This is a genomic window from Mesopusillimonas faecipullorum (genome assembly GCF_020539505.1).
GTDB classification, from domain to species: domain Bacteria; phylum Pseudomonadota; class Gammaproteobacteria; order Burkholderiales; family Burkholderiaceae_B; genus Mesopusillimonas; species Mesopusillimonas faecipullorum.
On record NZ_JACDXW010000001.1, the window covers coordinates 147791 to 162900 of the forward strand.

Annotated in this window: 15 protein-coding genes; 5 read left to right on the top strand and 10 right to left on the bottom strand. The window is 57.1% G+C overall.

What is annotated here, in order from left to right:
• Window positions 1–23: 23 nt before the first annotated feature.
• From H0484_RS00670 to H0484_RS00690, 5 genes are read right to left on the bottom strand one after another with little or no spacing between them, the layout of a single operon-like run.
• Window positions 24–695 (bottom strand): ABC-type transport auxiliary lipoprotein family protein, encoded by a 672-nt coding sequence (locus H0484_RS00670; protein WP_226952503.1) that lies wholly within the window; start codon window positions 693–695, stop codon window positions 24–26.
• Window positions 692–1633, bottom strand: coding sequence for an MlaD family protein (locus H0484_RS00675; RefSeq protein WP_226952505.1), 942 nt, complete (start codon window positions 1631–1633; stop codon window positions 692–694). The genes H0484_RS00670 and H0484_RS00675 overlap by 4 nt, the downstream gene beginning before the upstream one ends.
• 23 nt (window positions 1634–1656) lie before the next feature.
• Entirely contained in the window at window positions 1657–2454 is a 798-nt protein-coding gene (locus H0484_RS00680; RefSeq protein ID WP_226952506.1) for an ABC transporter ATP-binding protein, read from the bottom strand.
• Window positions 2448–3608: an MlaE family ABC transporter permease gene (locus H0484_RS00685; RefSeq protein WP_226952508.1), complete on the bottom strand. Its 1161-nt coding sequence runs from the start codon at window positions 3606–3608 to the stop codon at window positions 2448–2450. The genes H0484_RS00680 and H0484_RS00685 overlap by 7 nt, the downstream gene beginning before the upstream one ends.
• 24 nt (window positions 3609–3632) lie before the next feature.
• Window positions 3633–4367 carry a nitroreductase gene (locus H0484_RS00690; protein WP_226952509.1) on the bottom strand — a complete coding sequence of 245 codons (735 nt, stop codon included), beginning with the start codon at window positions 4365–4367 and terminating at the stop codon, window positions 3633–3635.
• A 306-nt stretch (window positions 4368–4673) separates the two neighbouring features.
• Between H0484_RS00690 and H0484_RS00695 the strand changes: the two genes are divergently transcribed.
• Window positions 4674–4904: a hypothetical protein gene (locus H0484_RS00695; protein ID WP_226952510.1), complete on the top strand. Its 231-nt coding sequence runs from the start codon at window positions 4674–4676 to the stop codon at window positions 4902–4904.
• Between the two features lie 28 nt (window positions 4905–4932).
• Here H0484_RS00695 and H0484_RS00700 read toward each other — a convergent pair whose 3' ends face one another.
• From H0484_RS00700 to H0484_RS00720, 5 genes are read right to left on the bottom strand one after another with little or no spacing between them, the layout of a single operon-like run.
• Entirely contained in the window at window positions 4933–6882 is a 1950-nt protein-coding gene (locus H0484_RS00700; RefSeq protein ID WP_226952511.1) for a CHASE2 and HATPase_c domain-containing protein, read from the bottom strand.
• A gap of 1 nt (window position 6883) precedes the next feature.
• Complete coding sequence (locus tag H0484_RS00705) at window positions 6884–7978, bottom strand: FecR domain-containing protein (protein WP_226952512.1); 1095 nt, start codon at window positions 7976–7978, stop codon at window positions 6884–6886.
• 6 nt (window positions 7979–7984) lie between these two features.
• Window positions 7985–8701, bottom strand: a complete 717-nt coding sequence (locus H0484_RS00710) for a response regulator transcription factor (RefSeq protein WP_226952513.1) — start codon at window positions 8699–8701, stop codon at window positions 7985–7987.
• Between the two features lie 45 nt (window positions 8702–8746).
• The gene (ispH, locus tag H0484_RS00715) at window positions 8747–9682 is read right to left on the bottom strand and encodes a 4-hydroxy-3-methylbut-2-enyl diphosphate reductase (protein ID WP_226953001.1); all 936 of its coding nucleotides are present in this window, start codon (window positions 9680–9682) and stop codon (window positions 8747–8749) included.
• 32 nt (window positions 9683–9714) lie between these two features.
• A complete protein-coding gene (locus H0484_RS00720; protein ID WP_226952514.1) occupies window positions 9715–10191 on the bottom strand; it encodes an FKBP-type peptidyl-prolyl cis-trans isomerase in 477 nt (158 codons plus the stop codon).
• Window positions 10192–10441: 250 nt separating this feature from the next.
• Between H0484_RS00720 and radC the strand changes: the two genes are divergently transcribed.
• The 4 genes from radC (at window position 10442) to H0484_RS00740 (ending at window position 15087) form a co-directional block, all read left to right on the top strand.
• Window positions 10442–11116: a RadC family protein gene (gene radC, locus H0484_RS00725; protein ID WP_226952515.1), complete on the top strand. Its 675-nt coding sequence runs from the start codon at window positions 10442–10444 to the stop codon at window positions 11114–11116.
• 281 nt (window positions 11117–11397) lie between these two features.
• Window positions 11398–11661, top strand: a complete 264-nt coding sequence (locus tag H0484_RS00730) for a type B 50S ribosomal protein L31 (RefSeq protein ID WP_226952516.1) — start codon at window positions 11398–11400, stop codon at window positions 11659–11661.
• Window positions 11662–11872: 211 nt separating this feature from the next.
• Complete coding sequence (locus H0484_RS00735; RefSeq protein WP_226952517.1) at window positions 11873–13681, top strand: glycosyltransferase; 1809 nt, start codon at window positions 11873–11875, stop codon at window positions 13679–13681.
• Between the two features lie 5 nt (window positions 13682–13686).
• On the top strand, window positions 13687–15087 hold the full coding sequence (locus tag H0484_RS00740) for an MATE family efflux transporter (RefSeq protein WP_226953002.1): 1401 nt from the start codon (window positions 13687–13689) through the stop codon (window positions 15085–15087).
• Window positions 15088–15110 lie beyond the last annotated feature (23 nt).

A 15110-nucleotide genomic window follows, 5' to 3' on the forward strand; every position in this document is an offset into this window, starting at 1 on the left:
GCGTATCTATTTTGACGGCTAAGCTATTTGGCGCCACGATCTGCGGTTGACGAGGCGTAAGCTTGCAGCAAGGGTGCCATCCATTCGATGATTTGGGTATTAAGTGTATGTACCGCCTGACCATAAGCCTGCACAACCTCGGGTACTTGCTTGCCTTGAACTGGTTGCGAAATGGTAAAGCGCTTTACCCCCAAAGGCTGAGCATTGCTGGCGCGAATAAGAGCAGCATCCAGCACCACTTGCACCACGGGCTCGCCGTGTTCGTAGCGCACCTGGAAGGCGCTCAGGTCGCCGCCGAGCAGCACATCGGGGCGCAAACCCGTACCGGCAGGCACCACCATTTGCACTAAACCACTTTCACGCAAGGCCAACATCTGGCGTTGGCGCAGTATGATCGGCGCCGAATCGCTCCAGCGTGCGCCCTTGTAGGCACTTAGCTCGTTGCCCTCAGGCATGACGACTATGCGATCACTGTTAAGCGCCTGTCCGGCCATAGGTGTGGCTACCGCGACCGTCATGGACAGAGGCTGGCTGGCCACGGATGGCACAGTAGAGACGGGCAACTCGTAGCGCACTACGGGTTCGTTACTGGGCAGCAAGGAGCACCCTGCCGCGCCAAGCGCCAAGGCCCCTGCCAACAAATGGCGGCTGACGCGACGCAGACTGATAGAGGAGATGGCAGCAATAGGCTTCAAGGCGTGTACTCCACGTAGTTATCCCCGCCCAGCAAGTAACTCGCAGGGTTGTCGTTCATTCTTTGCAGCATGGTTTCGATAGTGCCCAGGGTGTTACGCATCTGGCTCAAGGCAGGGCCGATTTCTTGCAAGCCCTGTATGCCACTGCCTAGCGCCCCGGCATTATTATCAATGACTTGCTCCAGACTGCCGCTTGCTTGCGCCAGCGAGGCCATGGCTTGCTTCATGGAGTCAAGAGATTCGCGGCCCTGCTTACCCAGCAGGGAATCCGCATTGGCGGCCAACTTGGTCACCTGCTGCAGCATCGTCGTCAACTGCCCGGAAGACCCATGCAGACTTTGCATCAAGCTCTGCAAGTCTCCGGTTTGCTCGGACAAGGCTTCGGTCAGGTCATCAAGGTTTTCGAAGACATGACTAAGGTGACGCGCATTATCGGAGGAAAAAAATCGCTTGGCATTGACTACCAGCTCGGTCAGATTGTTCATGAGGTTGTCGCCGCCGCTCAACAACTGACTGATGGGCGAAGGTGCCGCGACCAGTATGGGGTCGCCGGGCTCATCGATCTCATCATCCGTCATGGTTCTCTCGCCTGTCAGCAAGGGGCTATCAGGGCTACCGCCACTAAGGCCAATGACAGAACTCCCGGTGATCCCCGTCATGACCAGACGCGCCCGGGTATCGGCATGAATGGGCAGGTTTTCGGGCAACTTGATGCGTGCGCGCACACGACGCATATCGCTGGGATCCAGCGTCAAGGAAACAACCTCACCCACCTTGATGCCGTTATATTGGACGGAGCTGCCCACCGACAGCCCCTGCACCGCCTCGTCGAACAAGACCGTGTAGTAGCGCTCGGAAGAGCCCTGCCCCGTGCCCGCCAGCCACAGGGCAAACAGCAAAGCCCCCGCGCTGACGATGACGGTAAAGAGTCCGATCAAGACATGATGCGCCCTGGGTTCCATTAGGAGTTTCTCCGAGATGATTCACTTGCTTGCTGGGCGGATCTTCCTCGGGGCCCGTGGAAGTATTCGCGTACCCAGGCATCGTCGTAATTTTCCACGACACTGAGCTTGTCGGCCACCATCACGCGCTTACGCGACAACACCGCCACGCGGTCGCAGATGGTATAGAGGGTATCCAAATCGTGCGTAACCAAAAAAACGGTAAGGCCTAGGGCATCACGCAAGGTCAGAATGAGTTGGTCGAAAGCGCCTGCACCGATGGGATCCAGCCCCGCCGTCGGCTCGTCCAGAAAAAGAAGGTCTGGATCCAGCGCCAGCGCCCTGGCCAAGGCGGCACGCTTGACCATGCCACCCGACAAAGAACTGGGGTATTGCGTTGCCGCGTTGGGTGGCAGGCCGGCCAGGGCAATTTTCACCCGGGCAATCTCTTCGGCATCAGCCCGCGAAAGCCCGGCTTGCTCAATCAAGGGAAAAGCGACGTTCTCGATGACGGTAAGCGACGAAAACAGCGCTCCGCGTTGAAACAGCACGCCAAAACGTTTTTCTATGTGCGAACGGCGCTCGGGCGGCAAGGCGAGTAAGTCTTCGCCAAAAATATGTATGCTGCCAGACGCCGGACGTTGCAGGCCCACTATGGAACGCAAGAGCACGGACTTCCCGGTGCCCGACCCCCCAACCACACCCAGGATTTCACCTTGGTAGATGTCGAGGTCGAGTGCATCGTGCACCACGTGTGAGCCAAATTGATTGGTTAGGCCCCGCACCTGCGCGATAGTTTGAGTGCGCGCCATTACCATCCCATTTCCATATAGAACAAGGCCGCCACGGCATCGAGCAGAATGACAACGAAGATGGACTGCACCACCGCCGACGTGGTACGCGTGCCCACAGACTGTGCGCTACCACTAACCTTGAAGCCCTCGGAGCAACCGATAACGGCAATCAAAAACGCAAATATCGGGGCTTTGGCCATGCCCAGCACAAAGTGTTTAACGGCCACATCACGCTGCAAAATAGTGACGAACATATTGGGCGAGATATCGAGCGCCACCGCGCTAACAACCATCCCCCCCAGAATCCCGGAGATCATGCCGACGAAGGTCAGAAGCGGTAAAGCCACCAACAGCGCAGCCACTCTTGGAATCATCAGTACTTCGACAGGGTCTAGCCCGGTCATGCGCAAGGCGTCTATTTCTTCGTTGACCTTCATGAGCCCTAGCTGGGCTGCGTAGGCGCTTGCCGTACGTCCGGCAACCAGAATGGCGGCCAGTAAAACCGCGAATTCTCGTAGAAAGGAAAAGCCGACCAGATCGACGGTGTAAATGGTGGCACCGAAGTTGGCCAATATGGTGGCGCCCAGAAAGGCAACCACAGCCCCCACCATGAAGGTCAGCAAGGCAACGATAGGCACCGCCCTGAAACCCGCCACGTCCAGCTGAGCGACGACAGAGGTGGGCCGCCAGCGCTTGGGCGAAAACAAGCAGAGGAAAAATACCTGCAGTGTCAGGCCAATAGCGCCCAGCAGCGACACAATTTGCTTGCCTATGCCCTCAACCGCTTCGCCGATTTCACCCAAGACCTGCTGTGCAGTCGACACCGGTTTCGCAGCATCGCCACCTTGGGCGGCATCCGCCTCGGCTTGTAATATCGTTTCCAGCAAAGCTTTGCGGGCCGCGTTGTCTTGCGTGTCGATGGCCAGCCAACGCTTGACAACATCAGCACCCAATAGCCCTAGCAGCTGCATGGCGCCGACGGTGTCTATGGCTTTCAGCCCGCTGGCATCGATACGGCTGGGGTCAAAGCTGGAAAGCTGGTGCTGTTTACGAAATGCGGCGACCTGGCGTACCAGGTCGCCATGGTTGGCCAGCAACCATGAGCCTCGCAGTAGCAACTGGCCCGACTGCCCCGCTCCCTGCCATTCAAGGTATGAATCGTTTGCCGATGACCGCATCCCGTTCCCTTGGGCTTGTTAACACTAATCCAACCAGGACGTAAACGCCTGCGCTGGTTCGCGAGGAGTACGAAAGGTGTTCACCAGTGCCTTGGGATCAGCGTGACCCAAAGCCATGCCAGTGACCAGAAGCTCGCCCGGCGCTGCACCCACGTGCGAAAGAACAATATCTTGGAAGCTATTCCAAGCCGCCTGCGCACACGTCGCCAACCCACGCGCCTGAGCAGCCACCATGATATTTTGCATGAAGCCGCCATAATCCAGCAAAGCCCCCGGCATCATCCGTTCGTCAACCGTTAGCATCAAACCCACGGGCGCATCAAAAAACTTGAAATTGCGCTGATGCTGCGCATGCATTCTGTCTCTTTCACCTTTGGCGATACCCAATAAGCCGTACAAGCCCCAGCCATTTTCCTTGCGACGCTCAAGGTAAGGGCTGACCCACTGTCTAGGGTAGTAATCATAGCCTTCCCGCATGGTTGGAGAGGCAATGGGCTCGTTGCGCAAGGCATCGTGGGCGGCACATACCTTTTGGCTAAGCTCATCGCGGCTGCGGCCCTGCAGCACGTAGACTTTCCAGGGTTGGCGGTTGGCTCCCGAAGCCGTGCGTGCGGCAACATCCAAAATTTCGCTAAGGGTTTCTCGAGACACGGGGGTATCGAGAAACGCACGCGTAGACTGGCGCGCAACAATCGTCTCATCTACTATGCGCGCCCGCTCTAGCTGAGCGCTCGATGTCATTTCGGTATTGTGCTGCATGAACTACTTCCTACTGACGGATAACGGACGAAACAGTGTGCACCCGATGCACTCTGCACAATCCTTCGGCTGACAGGATAAGGTCGACAAGCGAGAGTGTAACGAGAATTTCACCCCGCTCACGTGGTTTGCTTGCTAACAATATGCGCCCACAACTTTGAAAGATCACCAAAAATCACTGGGATTTATTCAAAAAATGCAAAGTTCGGCCAAACCACAAATAAAAAACAGAAAAATCACTTAACATAAAAAAACTTACATAAGTAAACAAAAGCGACCCAACTTACCGGTAAAGGGGGTAGCCCTATGACTCCACCGCTTCCTCACTCGCCCCAAACACTGTCACCGCTGCGGCGTCACAGACTTCAAATCGCGCATTATTTGCGCCTGATAGCAAGTCTGCAGGCACAAATCGATGAACTGGGTAACGAGCGCAGCCAACTTGAGGCCATCATTGCAGCGCAGGCTCTGGAACTTAACGCTGCACGCCAACATGCCGGCAAGCTTCCTGAATCCGATCTGATTTCGTCCTCATAGCTTAACTACACAATCAGCCGACACGACTTTACTCGCCTATTGCCGGCAAACTGACTTCAAAAGTGCTTCCTTGACCTGTAGCGCTTTCTACACGTATGGTGCCCTGATGTCGTTTGACTACGGCCATCACGAATGACAATCCCAGCCCACTGCCAGCTGGGTTCTCGGGCTGATCTTCCCCAAACCGCGTAAAGGGCTCGAACAAAGTGCGCTGTTGCTCTGCACTGATCCCTCTACCGTTGTCACGTATCTGTACCACGTAAAAAGCCCCTTCGCGCCTCAAGTGGCACAAAACTTCGGGCGCTGCGCCTCCCGCGCTGTACTTGATGGCGTTATCCAGCAAGTTACCGAACATGCGCGCCAGCACGCCAGGGTCGGCTTGAACATAGGCTACAGCCATATCACTTTCGAAAGCGATAGTCATGCCGCTTTGCTGCGCTTGCGGCCAACGGGCATCACACTCGGCCGTCAGTAAGTCCACCAACTCAACTTCGCGCAGGGTCAGCGCCATGGATTCAGCTCTCGCCAACTGCACAAAACCATCAACCAGGCCCAAAGTTTTCTGTGCATAGGCATCGATTTGATTCAGGAACCGCTCTGCGGGCAAGCTTTTCCCCTGTCGCTGAAGCTCGGTAAGGGCAAGAATGGCGCTCTGCGGTGACCGCATATCGTGGGAGAGAAACCTGAGGGTCTGTTCGCGCTGGGCAATAGACTGACGTAAGGTGCCAATAGCACGGTTCAGCTTGGTGATACGGGCGGGTAAAGAAGCATCGCTACTCTCTTTGTGCTCGTCTGACCTTAACTGCCCATGCAATAACTTTTCGCCATAGAGTTTTTGCAACTCGCCGTCAATGTGCCTGAGTGCCGCTTCTTGGCTACGCCAGCTCCAGACAGGGTAGACAAACAGCACCCCTATCAGACTGGCAGTGGGAGGCAACCACAGGTGCGCAAAGCGAAAGGCCAGCCAATTGACGAGAAGGATACCGACCAAGGTCAATACCGACGTGTAAAAAGCCCTACGGGGAGACAGGCGCCGTAATAACAGGCAAACGAAAAAGGTCGGGATCATCGCCAACACCGCCATGCTGCCAGGCCCAGGCGTGCTTACCCACTGATTCTGTAATGCCCCTTGAAGCGCATTGGCCAAGATTTCCACCCCTGCCATCTGAGGCCCAGTGGAAGACGGCACGCTGAAAGAGTCACCCAACCCAGAGGCCCATGCACCAACCAAGACGTATTTATCGGCAAAGCTTGAAGGGGGGATCTCTCCAGACAAAACCTTTGCGTACGGATAAACCCTATAGGTGCCGGGTGGCCCCGCGTACAAAATGCCCAAGGCATCGGGATGTCGCCCACACAGAGATTGCGCCAGATCAGACTGCCCGCCGGCTCGCAACAGTGCCGCCACAAAATGCTCGGCCCGTTGGTTGTCCAGCGTTACATGTTGGCAGTGTATCGAGCGCACAACGCCGTCGCTATCCAGCGTGGCGTTAATGCTGCCCAAGCCAATCGCCGCTTGCTGGAAAACCTCCAAGGGGCCCAGCTGCGCATCGGGATACACCACCACAGGCAACACCACGCGCCCATGTGCCTGCATGGCGCTCTCTAGTTTTTCGTCATCTTGCGCAAAGGCCGGGTTAAGGTCGGACAGCAATAGGTCGAAACCCACTACACGCGCCTGAGAAAGCTTATCGAGCAGCTGGGCATGCACGCCCCGCCGCCACGGCCAATAACCTAACTGTGCGATGCTATCGTCGTCAATGGCAATGATGGCAACTTCATCGGACGGCTTTCCATGAGCCGCCGTGCGCATAACACGGTCGTAGAACGTATGGTCTAGACGATCCAGGCCCAGTTGCTGGCTAAAGAAGCTAAGCGACAGGGTCAACACCGACAATAGAATGGTAACGGCGTACCATTCCAGCCGTATCCGCTGGTTTAAACCTAAAGGCGGCTTAGCGGTACGCCCCGAGCTCATATCAGTAGTCGCTGAGTAAAACCGGCCCCGCCCAATTACTGGCTACCATACCGCCATCTCCTGACATCAGTACGGCTTGACCATCGAAAGGCTGGCGCGCATCCAAGCCTTCAAGGCCTGCGGCATCTACCGCACGCACAATGGCGTAATGCTGCCCGGGCGCATGCGCCGAGACAGTGACAGGCGGTGCGGCTTCTGTACGGCGGGAAACCAATTGGGTTCCTTGCTCGTCAGTGGAAACCAACACTACGTACTGTTGAGCCCCCGCAACCGCTGGAAAGTCGACAACCCAGCCAGAGCCGCCTCGCACAGGGGTGGAAAGCTGGGGGGCATCCAACAGGCGCTGCACCCCCGAGCTACGCCCGGCGGCATCCACCGCAACGCCTTGCTGAGCCCGTAGCATGGTATCGGTCTGAGAAGCATCGACATTTGCTTGGCCACGCAATACTTCGCTGCGCGAGCCTTCGCCGGAGTTATGAACACGTAAACGCGTACCCCTCACCCCCGTCACACTAACGGGCGTGCGCACTTCGAAGCGCCCCACCCCCGTCTGTTGGGGAGCAACTTCACTTTCCATAGAGCCTTGACGCATATCCACGATAAGGTCGATAAGGCCAGTGCCCTGGAATTCGCGCAAACGATCCAAGCGAAACTCTGAGGAGAACGGCACGCTCAGCACACTGCCATCAGCCAACTCAAGCGTAGCAAAGCCGTTAAGGCCTGTCGTTAAGGCCTGGCCCTCATTCAATGACTGCCCCATGCGCACGGCACGCCCATCTATACGAACATCGCCCAGCAGATGGCTGATTCTGGCGGCAGAGTCTCGAACCGGAATCAGCGAGAATGGAATGCGCAGCAACATCGCAATCGGCAAGCTGTATTGATCGGAAACCTGGTTTAACTGCTGCAAACGCCTCCAGTTTTCCGTATTGCCGGTATAGCGCTGGGAGATCTCGCCCAGGGTGTCGCCCTGTACAACGCGATACAGGAAGTCTTCTCCTTGAGCACCCGCCGGCTGTGCCAGCGCCCCATTTGCACCCATAGCCAGCCAGGCCGCCAGACTTAAGCGCCCCGCACAACGAAGCAATACAGACATTCTTGTTTATTCCTTTTGTGCTGCTGATTCGTCGGCGATCAGCTCAAGACGGTATCCCAAGGCGTAGGAAGACGTCAGGCGTACGCCATTTTCCGGCCTCAGATTCAACTTCTGCCGTATGTTGGACAGATGGGTATCCAATGTGCGCGAGGTAGGCGGAATCTCGCGATTCCATACCGCAGCGCTTAGGACATCGCGCGAAAAAAGACGCCACGGGTTGCGCAGAAACAGCACGGCCAATTCGTACTCTTTGGGGGCCAGCGTCACCGCCTCGCCCCGCAAGCATATGACGTTGGAAGCATCATCGATTTCGTAGGGCCCAACCTGGGTTGGCCTTTGTATCTTGGGTGCTGAAAAGGCACTGCGCCGTGCCAAGGCCTCGATTCTGGCCAGCAACTCACCCGCACGTATCGGCTTGACAAGGTAGTCGTCGGCACCTGCCTGCAAGCCTTCGACCAGATCTTCTTCAAGCACGCGGCTGGTGACGAACATGACAGGCAGCTCGTACCCCAAATTCAAGCGCACCCACCTGACCACCTCGATGCCGGCCAGGTCGGGAAGCTCCCAGTCAACAAGCACCATATCGAAGTCGTGAGGCTTTTGCAAAACGGCCAACAAAGACTTACCAGTCGCAAATGAGGTACAAGTATGCCCGGCTTGTTCCAGCACCTGTTGAATCAACTGCGCCTGCGTGGGTTCGTCTTCCAGGGATGCGATATTCATATGTACCGATCGGATCTTGGCTATTTTCTAGTTAAATACCACGCGTTAGCGAAGCTCGCGCGGCAGTGGGAAAGCAATGGTTTCTTCCACGCCATCTAGGTGGCGCACAGAAGTTGCTCCCAACTGTTTAAGCCTTTCCACAACCTGCTGAACCAGATCGTCAGGCGCCGAAGCACCCGCAGTGAGCCCGACCCTGGCAACGCCGGCAAGCCATTCTGACTTGACCATATCGGGAACATCGACCAGGTAAGCCGGAACCCCCATGCGCTCGGCAACTTCGCGCAGCCTGTTGGAGTTCGAACTGTTAGGACTACCCACCACGATGACGACATCACATTGCGGCGCCATCACCTTGACCGCGTCTTGACGATTTTGCGTGGCATAACAAATGTCGCTTTTTTTGGGCTCGACAATGCCCGGAAATCGTTCGCGCAAAGCTTGCGCGACAACGGCGGCATCATCCACCGATAACGTGGTCTGTGTCACAAAGGCCAATTTTGCTGGGTCGCGCACCTGCAAAGCCTGCACATCTTCTGGCGTCTCGACCAGATACATGCCGCCTTGAGCCTGCCCCAGCGTACCCTCGACTTCGGGGTGCCCCTTATGACCGATCATGATGATCTCGCGACCTTCTTCACGCATACGCATGACTTCAAGGTGCACCTTGGTCACCAATGGGCAGGTAGCGTCGAAGACCTTCAACCCCATGGCCTCGGCCTGGGCACGCACCTGTTTAGCGACACCATGAGCCGAGAAGACCACCCATGACCCGGCAGGCACTTCGTCGAGTTCCTCAACGAAAATGGCCCCTTGATCACGCAGCTTTTGCACAACGTAGCGGTTATGCACGATTTCGTGGCGCACATAAATGGGCGCGCCATGCAGGGCAATCGCCCGCTCGACGATATCTATGGCACGGTCTACGCCTGCACAGAAACCGCGCGGCTGAGCCAACAACACCTCGGTGCTAAGCGTTTCCAGGCGGGCAACGGTTTGAGTCGTAGAAACAGACACTACAGCACTCCCAATAGCTCGATATCCAAACGCAGGTCGGCCCCCGCCAATGGATGATTGAAATCAAACAAAACCCCTTCAGCGGCAACCTGCTTGAACACCCCCGCATAACGCCCACCGTTTGGGGCCACGAATTCAACAACGTCGCCAGGCGCCAACTGCGCATCGGGGGCCGAGTGCTGCTCGACCACCTGGTGGGCCACCCATTGAAGCAAGTCGGGGTTGCGATCGCCATAGGCTTGCGCCGCTGGCAAAGTTACGCTGAATGCCTCGCCTTCGGTACGCCCCAACAAAGCGGCCTCCATGCCAGGGGCCCACTGCCCTATACCGACTTGCAACGTAGCCGGTCGTTCGGCAAAGGTATCCATAAAGACAGAGCCCGCAGCCGGCCCCGATACCAGCGTAATGCGGTAATGGAGGGTAAGGTAGGAATCGGCAACAACGCTTGCGTTTCCGGCAGGAGTCTGGGCAGCCACAGTGTATCAACCTATTTGGTAAATAAATGAATCAAAAAACGCCTCGCCTATTGTAGCGACCTGCGGCGCAAAGCGCGTTAAAGGTAGACGCCTTAGGGCACCCCGATTAGAAGCTAGGTAGAACTGCGCATGGGCAAATGATCGCTTGCGCAAGATATATCAAGCACCAGGCTGTCATGATTGAGTCTGATCCCGCCCCGCGCGAGCCGCCAGTCACGACTCACAACACACCTACAACAGCCCGCCACCCATGAGCCGCCTTCCTACCCACACCAGCGAACGCCCCAGAGAACGCTTACTTGCACGCGGCGCCGCCGCGCTCACTTCGCCCGAGCTGCTGGCGATCGTGCTGCGTACGGGCACCAGTCGGCAAGACGTACTGCAACTGAGCCGACTACTGATTGAGCAATTCCATGGCTTGCGCGGCCTGCTGGCCGCAGAACCCAAGGCTTTGCTTAGCATCAGCGGTTTGGGCAAGGCAAAAACCTGCGAGCTGCTGGCCATCAGCGAACTCAGTCGCCGCGCACTGGCGGAGTCTCTGGGGGACAAACATGCCATGAACAACCCCGCCACCGTTAAACATTACTGCCAAGCCATGCTGGGCCACTTGACCGTCGAACACTGCATGGCCCTGTACTTAGACAGCCAGTATCGCCTGATCTGCACCGAAGAAATCTCACGCGGCACCTTGACCCAGGCTTCCATTTACCCACGAGAGGTCGTCAAATCGGCACTGCGACATCATGCCGCAGCGATTATCCTGGCGCACAACCACCCATCGGGGCTACAAGAACCCAGCCAAGCCGATCTGCACCTGACACAGCACTTGAAACGCGCGCTGTCGCTGGTAGACGTACAATTATTGGATCACCTGATCGTTACCGCCTGCGGCGCCACTTCGTTGGCCGAGCGAGGTCAGATTTGAAGATGGCCAAAAGCGTTTTCATTTAAGCCCTAACATAGGGCCTAGCCATCAACAGCATGAACATGTTATCATTTAACGCTTTACTATCTTTAGCGCGCGATTTAGCACACAACTAAAGGCATACGACTAAAGGGCTCCCTATAAAAAGAAGGGTTGGCCAAAAGGTTTAAGGCTTAGCCGAGCCTGATCAGCGCAAAGACCCCCTCGCTTTTTAAGCGAAACATTACGAATTTACTTGGCCGGTCTCAGCAGTCGGCCCCAGAAAACCTTAAGGTACTGTCATGAAAGAAGGCATTCACCCCGAATACCGTGAAGTGGTGTTCCAGGATCTGCAAACGGGCAACAAGTTCATTTCCCGTTCTACGCTGAACAGCCGCGAAACCATCGAACTCGATGGCAAAACCTATCCCCTGTTCAAGTGCGACGTCACATCCGAATCGCACCCCTTCTATACTGGCGCTCAAACCCGTATCGTCGAAACCGGTCGTGTCGAGAAGTTCCGCGCCCGTTTTGCTCGTACGGCTGGCACCGTCAAGAAAGCCTAATACCCGGCGTGGTTTACTGGGCTTTCAAACCCAATAAACCACAGCTAAAAGCGAGTCCTTTTAGGCACTCGCTTGGGTGCAAAAAATCTGCCGTGGGTTGAATGCTCAGCTTTTTAAGCTGCGGCGGTTCATCCAGAATTTTCGCACCACTACCCCTCCGGGTCATAGGCACGCAAAAAAGGCAGCCAGAAGGCTGCCTTTTTCATTTAAGATGAGCGTGTTTCCCGCCAATCAACGTTCACTTCCCGTCTTAGTGGCCCAGTTTGCTTCCCGCCTGACGCCGGCACGCCTCACGACCCAAGCCAGCGCTGTGCTGTCCAGGCGTTTTCTATTCGTGCTGGCGCTGGTCTATATTTTTGCCGGCCTGTTCTTCCGAGACCCTTGGAAGTCCGATGATGTGGCTGGCCTTGCGGCCATGATGACTACGGCCTACGAATCAGGCCAAACCTGGCTGCTACCGCAGCTGGGTCAGTTAGCCTATGCCAAGAACGGCCCCTTGCCGACCTGGGCAGGCGCACTTAGCATCTGGCTGTTCTCACCGCTGTTCGAGCTATTTCTGCCCCAACCTGACGCCACGATTGCGGCTGCGCGTTTACCCAATCTGCTATGGTTTGGCCTGATCGCTTACGCAGTCTGGTATGGCTCTTATTTGCTGGGCAGACGCCCTGAAGCTCAGCCGCTTCCGCTGCCCTTTGGGGGCGAACCCTCGCCTCCCGACTACGGCCGCATGATTGCAGACGCCGCCCTTTTACTGACGCTGGCCACCGCCGGCATCATGTGGCGCCTGCACGAAACCTCCGAAGTCCCCGCTCTTATTGCCAGCCAAGCCATGGTTTTTTTGGCTGCGGCACGGCTACTAAGCCGGCCACGCACAGGCGCTTTACTGCTGGGGGTGGCGCTTGCCGCCACCTTCCTTAGCCGAGGTCTTATCGGCGGGCTCCCCGTTCTTGCGGCAGTGCTCTGCTGCGCGGCGCCGGGCCTGCCACTTTGGCCAGCGCGCCGCTGGACACTGGCGGGTTTGTTGCTGGCCGCCGGCCTGCTCACCCTGTGGTGGTGGCCCGCGTATCAAGCCAACCCCTATTGGGCACAAAGCTGGTGGCACTGGAACCTCAACTCCTTTGAGTGGCCAAGCAGCGAAACCCTGAACGGCAGCATCTGGCGCGACCTACCCTGGTTTCTATGGCCGACTTGGCCGTTCGCCCTGATGGCCTTGTGGCAGTGGCGCATGTGGATACGCGCCCCCCACATTTGGCTGCCCTTGATGATGCTGCTGTGGCCGTTGATCACCCTGTGGTTTCTGGCCGACCCTTTCGAACCCGAGTACAGCCTGCTTGCCATTCCCAGTGCCGCGCTTGCCGCCTTTGCCTTGCCTACCCTGCGCCGCGGGGTCGTCAACTCGCTCGATTGGTTTGCCGTTATGTGCTTTTCCCTTGCCTGCGCCACAACATGGCTGGGGTGGATAGCTTTGCAAACCGGCTGGCCCAGCCAAATTGCCCGCAATATTGCCCGTCAAACCGAAGGCTTCAATGCCCAGATCTCTTGGCTGGCTTTCACTTTGGCCGCGCTAGGGACTTTAGCGTGGATCTTATTGGTGCGCTGGCGCTTGCTCAGCAAACCTGCGGCGCTGTGGCGCGGTACAGTGGTGTATGCCGGCGGCATAGTATTGACTTGGCTGTTGCTAGCCACATTATGGATGCCAGCCCTGGATTATGCTCGCAGCTACCGGCCCGTTTCACGCCAATTGGCACAGGCCATAGCCCAACATCTCCAGCCAGACGATTGCGTGCGCGCCTATGACTTAGGTTTGGGTCAAAGGGCCTCATTTCTGGTGTTCGACCAGATAGATTTTTCGTTTGGCCGGCAATGCAGCCTGGTACTGCAGCAAACCTCCCAACAAAATATCGAAACTGGCTCGGCCGCTTTCAGCAATGACAGCGCACGAGTACTGTGGGTAGGCAAGCGTGGTGCCGACCGCAAGGGCCAAGAGATCTTCCGCCTTCTGCGACTGAACCAACCATGACGACAATGCGCCGAGCGCGCAAAGCCGGGCTCCGCCATTACGTCGCCCAAACCCTTAAGCAATCGTGGCCCGTGCTGATCAGTGCATGGGCCGGCATGGCCTTTGGCGTGCTGGATACCGCCATGGCCGGACATGCCAGCGCCGCCGATTTACAGGCGATGACCTTATCGATTTCCATCTACATCACCGTCTTCGTCGGCTTGATGGGCATCGTGCACGCACTCATACCCATCATCGGACAACACTTCGGCGGCAAGCGACACCATGAGGTCGGGCTTGCCTGGGGCCAAGGCATCTGGACGGCCTTGGGGCTATCGCTGATAGGCGCCTTGGCTATGGCCTTTCCCGATCTATGGCTTAGCATGTCTGGCGACATAAGCGCGGAAGTACGCAACAGCATTACATGGTATTTGCGTGCTTTGATCCTGGCGCTACCGGCAACGCTGGTCTTCCGCACCATTTACGCCTTAGCCACGGCAGTGTCACGCCCCAAAATCGTCATGAGCATCAATCTGGGCAGCGTCTTATTCAAGGCTCTATTCAACTGGCTATTCATTTTTGGCAAACTCGGCATGCCTGCCTTGGGTGCCGTAGGTGCAGGCCTCTCAACCGCCCTGACCGGCTGGCTCACGCTAATCGCCGGTTTGTTGGTGCTGCGTCACGACGGCTTCTTTCGACAATTCAAGCTTCACCTGCCTCGCCCCCGCTGGCGGCATCAGCAAGAACTGCTCAGGCTGGGGATACCCATGGGCGGCTCATACCTGGTGGAAGTCTGCGCCTTCACCATGATGGCGCTATTGGTTGCGCGCGAAGGCATGTTTACCAGCGGCGGCCACCAGATTGTCTCGAACCTGGTGGCATTGTGCTACATGATGCCCATGGCGGTAGGGGTTGCCTCGGCCTCTTTGACGGCTCAAGCCATCGGGGCTCAAGATATGGCGCGCGCAAGGCAAACCGGGCGTGCCGGCTATTTGGTCGTGTTCTGCGGCGCGCTGCTGACCGCATTGATAGCCTGGACAGCTCGCAAGCCTATTGTTGCCCTTTACACCGATGACGCTCAAGTTGCCGCTGTGGCCTTGGCCCTGATAGCCATCGTGCCGTTCTTTCACTTCTTCGACGCCATGCAATGCATAGGCTCGTATTTGTTACGCGCTTACAAGGTGGCGGTGATACCGCTGCTGATGCAAATTCTAGCCCTGACAGGCGTGGGCCTTTTAGGCGGGTGGATGACTGGCTTCGGCCCCTGGTCGGGATTGCTGGCACCCCTGGCAGACACGCTGCTGCCAGGCGCCCCGATAGGAGCCGCCTCTTTGTGGATGATGTCGGTAGCAGGCATAGGCATATCGGGCATACTGCTACGCCTGTGGTATGTGCATATCGTGCGCCAATACCAAAGCAAGGGCTAAGGCCGCTACCAGCGGCCCTGCCC